Genomic DNA, 12,319 nt, shown 5'->3' with positions numbered 1-12,319 from the left:
TACTACATTTGCTAATAAAAACCCTACACCCCTATTTTTTCACTATAATTTAAAAAATGAATTCAAAAAAACCTTTGATCTTAGTAACCAATGATGATGGTGTTTCGGCACCTGGAATTAGAGCTTTAATTAGTGTAATGTCACAAATTGGTGAAGTGGTTGTTGTAGCACCAGACAAGCCTCAGAGCGCAATGGGACATGCCATTACCATAAACAGTACTTTGTATCTTAACAAATTATCTAAAGATGGTGACCCAATAACTGAATACAGTTGTTCTGGCACTCCTGTCGATTGTGTAAAACTTGCTGTAAATGAGATCTTAAAACGAAAGCCTGATTTATGTGTTTCGGGAGTAAACCATGGATCAAATTCTTCTATAAACGTAATTTACTCAGGAACTATGAGTGCAGCTGTCGAAGCGGGTATTGAAGGAATTCCTGCAATAGGTTTCTCATTACTAGATTTTGATTGGAATGCAGATTTTGAAAGTATTAAATCTTTCATCAAAAAAATCACCCTTGAGACGCTACAGAACAAATTACCTGAAGGAGTGGTTTTAAATGTAAACTTTCCAAAATTAAAGGAAAATGAAATTAAGGGAATAAAAATTTGTCGTCAAGCGAAAGCACAATGGGTAGAGAAATTTGATAAAAGAAAAACACCTTCTGGAAAGGATTACTATTGGCTTTCGGGCGAATTTGTAAACCAAGATAAAGGGGAAGATACTGACGAATGGGCACTGGAAAATGGTTACATATCTGTAGTTCCTGTACAATTTGACTTAACAGCGCACCATACCATGCAACAAATTAACAACTGGAATTGGAATGAATAATACAAGAAATAGAAAAGATTTACTTATTGGTTTTGTAATAGGATTAATGGCTTCAATACTAGGAAGTTTTCTCTTTGTTACTTTATTGACCGATTTCGATGTCTCTAATGGAATGCAAAGCATTAAAATAATTAAGAATTATGGCTATCTAGGAAAAATAATCACTTTGGGATCTATTTTAGCATTAGTTGCATTTGGTGTATTTTTAAAACAAAACAAAGAGTTTAGAGCAAGAGGTGTTGTGTTAGCAGTTATAACTTTGGCACTGCTCACTTTATTTATTTAATTTATCTTTGCATTTAAAACTAAGTTGTCGCTTTTGATTTAGCGATAGCTTAAATAACTTCCATTCTCTAAAACAAAAACATGAAATACTACATTATTGCTGGAGAAGCCTCAGGCGATTTACATGGTTCAAATTTGATGAAAGCTTTATATAAAGAAGATCCTAACGCCGAAATTCGTTTTTGGGGAGGAGATTTAATGCAACAAACTGGCGGAACATTAGTAAAACATTACCGCGAGCTTGCCTTCATGGGATTTATAGAAGTTATATTTAATTTAAAAACCATTCTCAGCAATATCTCTTTTTGCAAAAAAGACATCGCTCAATTTAAACCAGATGTATTAATCTTTATTGATTATCCTGGTTTTAACATGCGTATTGCAAAATGGGCAAAAGCATTAAATTATAAAACACACTATTATATTTCTCCACAAATATGGGCTTGGAAAGAAAGTCGAATTACCGATATTAAACATGATATTGATAAGATGTTTGTAATTTTACCTTTCGAAAAAAGTTTCTATGAAGACAAGCATAATTTTCCAGTAGAATTTGTTGGTCATCCTTTAATCGATGCCATTCATAACCAACCCACTTTTGATGAAGCAACATTTAGAAAAGAAAACAATTTAAGTGAGAAACCTATTATTGCTATTTTACCAGGAAGCCGTAAACAAGAAATCACAAAAATGCTTTCGGTTATGCTAAGTGTTGTAAATGATTTTAAAGAATATCAATTTGTAATTGCTGGTGCTCCTAGCCAAGACTATTCTTTTTATCAACATTTCGTGACTAATGAAAACATAAAATTTGTATCAAACAAAACATATGCTTTATTGCAATCGTCAACAGCTGCTCTGGTAACATCAGGAACAGCAACACTGGAAACAGCTCTTTTTAAAGTACCAGAAGTTGTTTGTTATAAAGGTAGTTGGGCGTCATACCAAATTGCAAAACGTATTATTACCTTAAAGTATATTTCGTTAGTAAATCTAATCATGGACAAAGAAGTGGTTACCGAACTTATTCAAGATGATTGCTCTCCTAAGCGAATTAAAGAGGAACTAACTAAGTTATTAGAACCTAATTATCGTAAAGCGCTTTTACATAACTACGATGTATTAGAAGAAAAACTCGGCGGAATTGGTGCGAGCGAAAAAACTGCTAAATTAATTGTAGCCGATTTAAAATAAAGATTCCTTAGCCTTGAAAAATATTGCCTTGAAAAACATATTATCCATACTCGCTTTAGTCCTATTATTTGCGTCATGCAAGTCGGCATCGTCTGTTACGAATAATAAGAAAGAAGACAACACCAAAACAATTGTAAAAGATTTAATTTATACAGCATCAGAGAGTATTGGTGTTCGTTATAAAGCTGGTGGTACATCAAATAAAGGCTATGATTGTTCTGGATTGGTATTTACAACGTTCAATTCTGAGAATATAAAATTGCCTAGAACCTCTTTGGAACAATCTAAAATCGGTGAAGTTATAAATCGAAATAAAGCAAAAAAAGGCGATTTAATATTTTTTAAAACCAACAGAAGCTCACAAATAAACCATGTTGGATTAATTGTAGAAATTAATAGTGAGGAGATTAAGTTCATACATTCCTCTACTTCAAAAGGGGTAATAATTTCTTCTACCAAAGAGCCTTATTATCGTGATTCTTACGTTCAAGTTAACCGCATACTTGAGTAAAGTACTTCCTAATCAAAAGCTATAAATCATTCCTTTCCAAGACTGACTCTTAGGAAAGGAAAATATAGTTGTCAGAGCATTTTCAGCTTCTGAATCACTTCAGAATTCATCAATTCTAAAAACAGTAACACAAAAAAATTAATAGATTTTCACATTTCTTTCCTCTTCATTTTATTCACGTAATTAAGTTTAAATGTGTCTATTATTAAAGATAATTCCTGTTTTAAAAACAACACTGTTTACTATCAAACAACTTTAAGTTTTGTAAGATAAAAATTCATTGTCCTTTTTGCTATACACAAAACTATTCTTCAATAATTTCAATTAAAAAGGAATAAAAACACCACTATTTCTTAAAAAAAACCATAAATACCTCATTTACAAGTCATAAAAAATATATTATTTTATAACATTAAATATTCATTTTAATTATCTAGTTTAGCAAATTAAAAAAAAGGCAGTATTAGTTGGTTAAAATTTAAGCTACAATCTTTTTATCGCAAAGATCTTATCTTACTTTTAGACACAAAACCGCCTGTTTTTAAATAAATATTAAATTAACTAACTAACCCCTTAATTAAATGTCTAAAATTATTTTATCCCTAATCTTTACTTTTTGCGCAATAATTAGTTCTAATGCAAAAGCAAAAATTCCAGTTTGTTTTCCTTGTGAAACAATAGAAACAGTTCAAGAATTACCTACAGATTCAGAAATTCAAAAAATAGTAGGTCAAAAAGTAAACCTAGCTTATCTTAATAATGAATATGGAGCGCTTTGGTTGCCTGTTTGGAATACAGATAATAAATATGTTCTTAGTGACATCTCTAACAATACTTACATTGAAATTGATGAGCAACTAGCAAAAATATTAAAAGAGAAACATAATTTTGACATCCAAACAGCTGAAAGCCCTTTGACATTCTGGAAGAAAATTGGAGGAAAACTGGTATTATTCGCTATAATCGCTTTAATCATTTGGACATATATCCCTTCAAAAAATAAAGCAAAACAAGTAACTCCAACAAATATCTAAATTAGTCGACCTTATGAATACATTATATTTAATTCCAGTTGTTATAGTAATTGCTGGTATCTGTTTTATGATTTATATGAATAAAAAACATAAAGCAGTAAAATCAGAAATCGACTTAGATGCAGAAAGAAATAAGTACGACGTTTACAATCAAGAACTTTTAGCTAAAGATTTCTCTCAATTAAAACAATGGATGAAAGGAAAATCTATAGATGCCTATACTTCGGCATCTGTACCACAATCTACATCTAATAAACTTCAAGAAATTGCTACTGATGGTATAAAAAACATTGCTTTATCTGCAATAGGTGTAAAACTAAAAACAATAGAAACCGATTGTTTTTGGGTCTTGAGCGGAAATGATCTACATTTTTTTAGCACAGATACTGTTGGAGAATTAGACGAACATATTGTATTTGATAATTTTCGTATAGAGGAAGCACAATTAAAATATGGAGGCATTCTAAAATCAGAAGTTGCAGTTTATTCAAAAGCTTCAGAAGAATACCTACCAAAAACGCATATCATTACATTTAATATAGATGGCAATCCTTTGTCGCTTGAAATTCACGATAGGTTAAATTACACACCGGATCCAACAGATCTTTTGAATGTAAAAAAACAATTTACAACAAGAGCAAAATACCAAGTAGTAGGCGAAAGATTTATTCCGGTTTTGCAAAGTAAATTTCCGAATTTAAAAGTAGCTTAATGATATGGGAATTTTTTCAAAATTACTAAACACTTTTAAAAGCATTCGATTAAATGATAAAAATCCTGTAACAGGTCAGGAGTTAGATTTTTTACTCGTGGGCTCCATGTATGCAGAACAACAATCAGCCTACTTAAACTCTTATGAAACGGGTTTAAATAAATCTGACATAACGAAATTAATAGAAACCTATTGGGGAATTTATAACCAAAAAGATGCTTTAGAAGTACTACACGATTTACACTATAAAAATCAAGATGATTACATCGAAATTGTGTACAAAGCAGTTGAAGACAAACAAAATTATGTAGAAATTTTGAAGTCAGGTTTATCAAATGACAAAGCTACTTTTGATTATTACTTAGATTTGTATCGAAAGATGAACAATATTGTACCTGAACTTATAGAACAAAATCTTATTACTGATTTTTCGCAACTTAAAAAAGCGAAGGACAGTGCTTGGAACTATGGGAGAGGTGTTTTTTTATCCCGCTGCTGTTTTGAATTAGGTTATCTTTCAGAAAAAGAACTTAAAGAATACATTGCTAAATCCTACGCAGAATTAAAAAAATATTGCAGTACTTGGCAAGAATATACCAATAGTTATATTTTTGGTAGAGCAATTTGGGGTGGCGCTAATAACAGCGGAATGATTCAAATAGCAGCTGATTTGCTTAACAATGAAAAAAGTCCATTAAAAAATAAAAAGTACTTATAGAAAATTATTTTGGTTCAAATTCAGAATTTAGTAGTTACCAGATTAAATACATGCAATAGTAGCATTCTACCGATTAAAATAAAAACCTGACAAGTAAAAGCTTGTCAGGTTTTTATTTTAATTAGAGTTATTTCTTACATTAAAATAGTATTTTTGCTACATGAAAGTATTAGATTTTCCTTTAGCTCGAATAACATTGAACTTTATCTTAGGTATTTTACTAACCAACTACATGAAACTTACCGTAGTTTATACATTAATAATCCTTGCTGTTGCGGTAGTACTATTTTATACTTCTTACTATTACACAACTAATAAAAAAAATAGAGTTACTTACTTTGCAATTACAACATACCTCTTATCTTTTTGCATCGGACTATTAACTCAAACGCTACATAACGAATCATTTAGAAAAAGCAACTATACTAATTATAAAGACATCTACGACCAACCTCATTTGATAGATTTTATTATTAATGAAAAATTAAAAAGCAATAATTACAGTGATCGATACATAGCTACAATAAAACAAATCAATCGAAATCCAATTTCGGGTAAAATTGTAGTGAACATCAAAAAAGATAGTACTCAATTAAATTTAGATATAGGGAATTGTATTAGGGTTAAAGGACAATTATCTAAAAACAGCGTTCTCAAAAACCCAAATCAATTTGATTACAGTAACTACTTAAATAATAAAAATATCTACGCCCAATTATATATCCAAAAAAGTGACATAGCTCTAAGCACAAAAACGGAGAAAAACATTTGGTACTACGCGGCTGGTATACGAAAAAAAATCATTGCTAATCTTGAGGACAATGGTTTCAACAAGACCGAAATGAATGTGGCACTTGCACTTATTTTAGGCCAACAACAAGATATAACTCCTGAAATAATAAAAGATTATCAATATGCTGGTGTCACCCATATATTATCTGTTTCGGGACTTCATGTAGGCTATATATTGATTTTCATAACTTATGTCTTCAAACCAATTCCTAATACCAAAAAAGGATCATTAATAAAGCTCATCTCCATCATTGTTTTGTTATTCGCTTTTGCAGTAATTTCGGGATTTTCACCTTCAGTGTTACGATCAGTAGTAATGTTTTCGTTTGTAGCACTGGGAATGCATTTAAGAAGAAGTGTAAACATTTACCATACCTTATTGGTTTCGATATTCTTTCTACTCCTATTTAAACCTGCCTTTATATTTGACGTAGGATTTCAGTTAAGTTACTTAGCCTTGTTTTTTATTGTTTGGTTTCAGCCAATATTAAAAAAAATATGGTCACCAAAACACAAATTCACGACTACAATTTGGAATGCACTTACAGTCTCTTTTGCAGCACAAATAGGCACATTACCGATATGCCTATATTATTTTCATCAGTTTCCAGGTCTGTTTTTTGTTGCCAATATCGTAATTATGCCTTTTTTAAGTGTTATTATGATTTTAGGAATTATAGTAATGATTTTAGCTGCTTTTAATAGTGCACCTTCATTACTAGTACAACTACTAGAAAAAAGTATCTTTTATTTAAATAAAATAATAAACATCGTTGCTTCCTTCGAAAGTTTCGTAATACGTGATATTCCATTTAATACCTACTTACTAATTTCGTCTTATCTCTTAATTATAACCGGAGTTATTTGGCTCAAGAAACCCAATTTTACAAAATTAATACTAACACTAACTTCAATAATATTACTACAAATTACGTGTATTATAAATCAAAAAAAAACTGAAACACAAAAAGAATGGATCATTTACAATCTAACTAAAAATTCTCAAATAACAGAAAAAACTGGGAGATCTGTGACGCTATTCACAACAGATACCGCAACGAATACTACTGATAATAATTACGCCTTAAAATCCTATTTAGTAGGTAATTTTGGAAATCTAACAAGTATAGAACAGCTACAAAACATAGCTTATTTTAAAGGTAATAAAATCTTAATTATTGATAGTAGCGGAATATATTCTAATAAAATAAAACCAGATATCATATTAATTATACAATCACCTAAAATAAATTTTGAAAGATTACTAAAAACAATCCAACCAAAAATGGTTATTGCCGACGGTACAAACTACAAATCAGTACAGGAATACTGGAGGAAGACATGCAGGAATGAAAAAATCCCTTTTCATTCTACCAATGAAAAGGGATTCTATAAATTGAATTAATAAAATAACACAATTAAAATAAAACATAAAGTGGCTTTCATAAAAGATCAAATAAAGTTGTTAAATCTCAATTACACAAAGTTAAAATTCGCTTGAATGTAAAAGTGTATTTGCTTCAGAGATCCAAACCTTTACTCCTCCCGACGTATAAGTCATCTTACCCAATGACCCAAATGTAGTTTTGGTTTTTCTAATAACAGCATTGGCAAAACATACTTCTGGATACTCTTGAATTCCAAAAGCATTCTTCAACTTAATATTTTGCTCTTTATCACTATCAGAAGCATTATTGTCGGATAAATCTAATTTTACTAAAACAACATTATCTCTTGACCAAAGCGCAAAATCTAAAGTTTTCATTATTTCGTTCTCTAAATTATGAGAATAATTTTCTGCTGTAAATAAAATCAACATCGGCTTTTTTAATTTATTACTAGCTTCAATACCATCAGCAATAGAAGTTTTCCAAACTAGATTTTGAGATTGAGCAGTAAAAAAGCCTAAAAAGAATGCGAACATAAGTAATTTTTTAATCATAGTAAATTTGGATATGGTTAGTTAGGTTAAACGAAATTAACATTAAATTTCAATTATCCAAATTTATTTAAGACTAAACATAAATTATAAACAACACATTACTATTTACACATTTAAATCCCTACTAGAAAGAAACAGAAGACATTATCGTAATAAAAAAAAGCTCTTTTCGGATTAACCGAAAAGAGCTTCACTTATTTATTATAATAGTTACTCGAACTATTTAATTACTTTTTTACTGGATTAACAATCCCATTAGCAACTGCAAGCCATGCCGAAGGACCACCTGCTACATAACCTGTAGTACCCAATCCTTGAAAATTAACCTTTCCGTCCTTACTCTCAGCATTAGTAAAATAAACTGTTGGAAAGCCTTGGATACCAAAAACCTGTTGTAATTGATTATTTTGAGCTTTTAGTTCTGGTGTTTGAGCTGTTCTTCTAGGGAAATCAAGTTCTACTAAGACAACGTTATCTTTTGCCCATTTATTAAACTCAGCAGTTTTTAAAACTTCGCTTTGTAAACGAATACACCATCCGCACCAATCACTTCCTGTAAAAAATAATAACATCGGTTTTTTATTCTTATTACTTACAGCTATAGCTTCATTTACATCGGTGTACCATTTAAGTTCTTGTGCTTGTACCGCAAAGGAGCCTAATACTAGCATTAATGTAATAAATATCTTTCTCATCTACTTTTTATTTTATTCAGCAAATTTAATAAAATTAAACCTGAAATATTTCCTATTTAACTTCTTGCATTAATTTTTTAATAAGTGGAGAAATCAGAATTAGAACAACTCCTGCAATCAAAGCGTAAATACCTAACTGTTTATATCCGTCTGCGTATACATTTAGTTTTTCTAGATTAGTTGCATTTTCCGAAGCTTCTGCAATGTTAGCACCAAGTAATCCAGCAAAATACTGACCATAAGCACTAGCCAAAAACCACATTCCCATTATAACAGCTTGGGTTTTTAAAGGAGATAGTTTAGTCATTGCCGACATACCAATAGGAGATAAACAAAGTTCACCAAAAGTAATTATAAACCAACCAAAAGTAAACAACCCTAAAGAGGTTCTCCCATCAGGTCCAGCGAAGAATTTAGTATAATAAAACACCCAGAAACCACCAGCAAGAAACAAAAATGCCAGTCCAAATTTAATGACTGTATTCGGTTCGATTTTACGTTTAGACATCCATAACCAAACTAAACCTACCAAAGCTGCAAAAATAATTACAAAAAGTGAATTAGCTGAATTGTTAACGCCATTTGGATCAAGTGTAACACCTAAAACAGTATTATCTAAGTTGTTTAAAGCAAATAAACTTAATGAGCCTCCGCTTTGTTCAAAGAAAGCCCAGAAGAAAATAGAAAACAATATAAATACTAAAGCTGCTATCAGTTTCTTTATCTCTGAACTTTTTAGGTTTTTACCCCCTTCTAAATCAGCTGTGCCTTTTTTGAAGAAAAAATAAATACTTGAAAAAGGAATTAAAATAATAAATCTGCTTATTCCTATATCATTACATCTTTTTGCTCCCAAAGAAAACAACAACCATAATAAAGGAAGTGTTAACAATACAAAAACAATGTTATCTACAAAATAATGTCTTAAGAAAAACAATGGTAAAGCAATACAACTGAAACATAAGAAATAATAAATTCTAGATATTTTTCCGTTAAAAGAGAACATATTCGAATCATCATTATTACTTAACGATGCCATTTCATAGAACAAATACATTAATGCAAATGGTCCAATTATAAACATGAATACATCTGTATACTCAGTATTAGAAACCATCTTCATAATGATTGGAATTACAACCAATGAACTAGCATAGGTTACAATCTCTAATATTCGTCTTTTCGGCTTCTCTAAATGTCGCAAAGGGGAAAGTCCAATTTCTCCTAAACTTTTTTGCGTTTGTGTAAAAGTTAACAAACTTATAACCATAACTATTGAAGCAAAACCGAAGGCATAATTCCAACGATACGCAACTGGAACAAATGACTCCCACAGAGACCCATTGGCAACAGCAATACAAATGTATCCTCCAATTAAAGCTCCTAAATTAACTCCTGCATAGAACAGCGAAAATCCAGCATCTACTCTCGTATCTCCTTCTTTGTAAAGTTGTCCAACCATTGTAGATATATTTGGCTTAAAAAAACCAGTTCCAATGATAGTAAAACTAATTCCAAAAAAGAAAAACTGTTTAGGATCAATAGCCAAAATTACACTTCCAACTATCATCAATAAACCTCCCCAAAAAAGAGACTTTCGATAGCCTAATATTTTGTCTGCAAACATTCCTCCAATAAAAGTAAATGCATAAACAAAAGCTTGTGTAGCACCGTATTGTAAATTAGCAACTCTCTCATTCATTCCTAGTTGGCCAACCATAAATACAACCAACATCCCTCTCATTCCGTAGAAACAAAAACGTTCCCACATTTCGCTAAAAAACAAATACCACAATTGTTTAGGGTATTTCCCTTTAAAGTTTTGTATCTGTTCTAAACTAATATTCTGCTCCATTTATTTGTAATAATTAATTAATCCCGTGATCTTTCATCACTTTATTTAAATTTTTCACCAAAGCGAACATTAATATTGTAGCAAACATTAATAAAGCAAAGTTCACCCAGAAAAAATTCATTTTGTTATCATATTGATCCCACATACTAGCCAAAACGCCACTTAACTTATTTCCAATTGATGTTGATAAGAACCAACCACCCATCATTAAAGCGGTAATATTTTTGGGAGATAGCTTGGATACAATTGACAATCCCATAGGACTCAAAAATAGTTCTCCTATTGTAATAATTCCATAATTAGCAACCAACCACCAAACAGATACTTTTTCGGCCCCATTGCCACCTATATGAACAGCTGCAATCATTACCAAAACAGATAATGCCGAAATCAATAATCCAAATGCAATTTTTGTTGGCGTACTTGGTTCTTTTTTTCTGCTACGAAGAAAAGTAAAAAATGCAACCACCAAAGGAGTCAAAATAATTACCCAACCAGGATTTATTGACTGACTTAAATTGGTCGCCCAAATAGAGACAGTTGATCCTTCAGTTGGTTTTTTATCCTCGGCTACGTTTCTGAAATAGACAGGATGATCTACCGTTTTTACAACTTCCCCATTTTCTTTTTGAAGTCTAAAACTAGCATCGTATAATTCGGTTGAGTCTTTTGCGTACTTAACCTCTTTTGCCAATTTCAATTTATTGAAAACAGTTTGTGTCGTTCCAGTAATTTCTCTATCCGTGTAACGGTCTGCCCAAGTAGTCAGTGCAGATCCATTTAATTTAAAAACGGCCCAAAATAAAATTACCACAGCAAAAATAGAAAGTAACGCTCCTATTTGACGTTTATCTTCTGCTTTGGCTTTAAAATACAAACTTCCATAAAAATAGATTACAGGAATACAAGCAAAAATAAAGGCATCTGTACTATCTGAGCCAAAAATTGAGCTATCTAAATTCAGATCAGACTGTACCCCTTTTAGCATCCAACCTATAACACCAAATACGATAGAAGGAACAAGGATGTACAATACAATTTTTGAAAATGGCATATCCCCTTCTTGAATTCCTTTTTTCTCTGTTTTGTTACCATAATGTTTAGTACCTAACATAAAAACAATCACACCAATAAACATTCCTAATCCTGCCGCCATAAAAGCATAATGCCATCCTAGAAGTATTTGTAAAGCTGCTCCAAAGAAATTACAAATGAAAGCACCAACGTTAATTCCCATATAGAAAATATTGTATCCTTCATCTTTCTTATCCTTGTATTTCTCTTCATCATAGAAGTTTCCAAGAAGCGTAGAAATATTTGGTTTAAAAAAACCGTTACCAATAATAACCAGCGTCATCGCCACATATAACATTGTTAAACTATGAATTCCCATCATAAAATAACCAACACCCATCATCAATCCACCAAGGATAATTGAGTTTTTATAACCCAAATATCTATCTGCAATCAAACCACCAATAAAAGGTGTTAAAAAAACAAGTGCAATAAAAGTTCCGTACAAATCAGAAGCTTCTTTCTCGGTCATTGCAAACCCTGCCTCTACATCTTTTAGATATAAAGTAAAAATTCCAATCATTAAATAATAACCGAAACGTTCCCACATTTCAGATAAAAATAAAAAAGGTAAAGCTTTTGGGTGATTTTTCCACATAATAAAATAGGTTCAAAATTAAAAAATTACCTACCCAAATAAATCGGATAGGTAATAGCTATTAGGGTTTTAT

At 31.0% G+C, this 12,319-nt stretch carries 12 protein-coding genes; 8 read left to right on the top strand and 4 right to left on the bottom strand.

Going from position 1 to position 12,319, the window contains the following annotated elements:
- Positions 1 to 56 precede the first annotated feature (56 nt).
- The 8 genes from surE to QWY99_RS00895 all read left to right on the top strand — a co-directional run bounded on the left by surE (position 57) and on the right by QWY99_RS00895 (position 7,487).
- Complete coding sequence (gene surE / locus QWY99_RS00930) at positions 57 to 836, top strand: 5'/3'-nucleotidase SurE (protein ID WP_290259904.1); 780 nt, start codon at positions 57 to 59, stop codon at positions 834 to 836.
- Complete coding sequence (locus QWY99_RS00925) at positions 829 to 1,122, top strand: hypothetical protein (RefSeq protein WP_290259902.1); 294 nt, start codon at positions 829 to 831, stop codon at positions 1,120 to 1,122. Before surE ends, QWY99_RS00925 begins: the two co-directional genes overlap by 8 nt.
- 80 nt (positions 1,123 to 1,202) lie before the next feature.
- Positions 1,203 to 2,315 (top strand): lipid-A-disaccharide synthase, encoded by a 1,113-nt coding sequence (lpxB, locus tag QWY99_RS00920; RefSeq protein WP_290259900.1) that lies wholly within the window; start codon positions 1,203 to 1,205, stop codon positions 2,313 to 2,315.
- Positions 2,316 to 2,343: 28 nt separating this feature from the next.
- The gene (locus QWY99_RS00915) at positions 2,344 to 2,826 is read left to right on the top strand and encodes a C40 family peptidase (RefSeq protein ID WP_290259898.1); all 483 of its coding nucleotides are present in this window, start codon (positions 2,344 to 2,346) and stop codon (positions 2,824 to 2,826) included.
- Positions 2,827 to 3,407: 581 nt separating this feature from the next.
- Positions 3,408 to 3,860 (top strand): hypothetical protein, encoded by a 453-nt coding sequence (locus tag QWY99_RS00910; protein ID WP_290259896.1) that lies wholly within the window; start codon positions 3,408 to 3,410, stop codon positions 3,858 to 3,860.
- Positions 3,861 to 3,873: 13 nt separating this feature from the next.
- On the top strand, positions 3,874 to 4,572 hold the full coding sequence (locus QWY99_RS00905) for a Z-ring associated ZapG family protein (RefSeq protein WP_290259895.1): 699 nt from the start codon (positions 3,874 to 3,876) through the stop codon (positions 4,570 to 4,572).
- 4 nt (positions 4,573 to 4,576) lie between these two features.
- Positions 4,577 to 5,290 (top strand): DUF1266 domain-containing protein, encoded by a 714-nt coding sequence (locus QWY99_RS00900; RefSeq protein WP_290259893.1) that lies wholly within the window; start codon positions 4,577 to 4,579, stop codon positions 5,288 to 5,290.
- A 160-nt stretch (positions 5,291 to 5,450) separates the two neighbouring features.
- On the top strand, positions 5,451 to 7,487 hold the full coding sequence (locus QWY99_RS00895) for a ComEC/Rec2 family competence protein (RefSeq protein ID WP_290259891.1): 2,037 nt from the start codon (positions 5,451 to 5,453) through the stop codon (positions 7,485 to 7,487).
- An 81-nt stretch (positions 7,488 to 7,568) separates the two neighbouring features.
- Here the strand turns inward: QWY99_RS00895 and QWY99_RS00890 are convergent, their stop codons facing one another.
- The 4 genes from QWY99_RS00890 to QWY99_RS00875 all read right to left on the bottom strand — a co-directional run bounded on the left by QWY99_RS00890 (position 7,569) and on the right by QWY99_RS00875 (position 12,246).
- Positions 7,569 to 8,006, bottom strand: a complete 438-nt coding sequence (locus QWY99_RS00890) for a thioredoxin family protein (protein WP_290259889.1) — start codon at positions 8,004 to 8,006, stop codon at positions 7,569 to 7,571.
- Between the two features lie 245 nt (positions 8,007 to 8,251).
- Positions 8,252 to 8,719, bottom strand: coding sequence for a thioredoxin family protein (locus tag QWY99_RS00885; protein ID WP_290259888.1), 468 nt, complete (start codon positions 8,717 to 8,719; stop codon positions 8,252 to 8,254).
- A 52-nt stretch (positions 8,720 to 8,771) separates the two neighbouring features.
- Positions 8,772 to 10,574 (bottom strand): peptide MFS transporter, encoded by a 1,803-nt coding sequence (locus tag QWY99_RS00880; protein WP_290259886.1) that lies wholly within the window; start codon positions 10,572 to 10,574, stop codon positions 8,772 to 8,774.
- Between the two features lie 13 nt (positions 10,575 to 10,587).
- Positions 10,588 to 12,246 carry a peptide MFS transporter gene (locus tag QWY99_RS00875; protein WP_290259882.1) on the bottom strand — a complete coding sequence of 553 codons (1,659 nt, stop codon included), beginning with the start codon at positions 12,244 to 12,246 and terminating at the stop codon, positions 10,588 to 10,590.
- Positions 12,247 to 12,319 lie beyond the last annotated feature (73 nt).

Source organism: Flavobacterium branchiarum, from assembly GCF_030409845.1.
GTDB lineage: Bacteria > Bacteroidota > Bacteroidia > Flavobacteriales > Flavobacteriaceae > Flavobacterium > Flavobacterium branchiarum.
Note: the sequence above shows the minus strand (reverse complement) of the source record. Positions and strands in the feature narration are given on the sequence as shown.

Bases quoted from the DNA above. Each gene is read 5' to 3' on its own strand.
- QWY99_RS00905 (WP_290259895.1), top strand. From the start codon at position 3,874: ATGAATACATTATATTTAATTCCAGTTGTTATAGTAATTGCTGGTATC.
- surE (WP_290259904.1), top strand. From the start codon at position 57: ATGAATTCAAAAAAACCTTTGATCTTAGTAACCAATGATGATGGTGTT.
- QWY99_RS00910 (WP_290259896.1), top strand. From the start codon at position 3,408: ATGTCTAAAATTATTTTATCCCTAATCTTTACTTTTTGCGCAATAATT.
- QWY99_RS00885 (WP_290259888.1), bottom strand. From the start codon at position 8,719: ATGAGAAAGATATTTATTACATTAATGCTAGTATTAGGCTCCTTTGCG.
- QWY99_RS00925 (WP_290259902.1), top strand. From the start codon at position 829: ATGAATAATACAAGAAATAGAAAAGATTTACTTATTGGTTTTGTAATA.
- QWY99_RS00890 (WP_290259889.1), bottom strand. From the start codon at position 8,006: ATGTTCGCATTCTTTTTAGGCTTTTTTACTGCTCAATCTCAAAATCTA.
- QWY99_RS00875 (WP_290259882.1), bottom strand. From the start codon at position 12,246: ATGTGGAAAAATCACCCAAAAGCTTTACCTTTTTTATTTTTATCTGAA.
- QWY99_RS00880 (WP_290259886.1), bottom strand. From the start codon at position 10,574: ATGGAGCAGAATATTAGTTTAGAACAGATACAAAACTTTAAAGGGAAA.
- lpxB (WP_290259900.1), top strand. From the start codon at position 1,203: ATGAAATACTACATTATTGCTGGAGAAGCCTCAGGCGATTTACATGGT.
- QWY99_RS00895 (WP_290259891.1), top strand. From the start codon at position 5,451: ATGAAAGTATTAGATTTTCCTTTAGCTCGAATAACATTGAACTTTATC.
- QWY99_RS00900 (WP_290259893.1), top strand. From the start codon at position 4,577: ATGGGAATTTTTTCAAAATTACTAAACACTTTTAAAAGCATTCGATTA.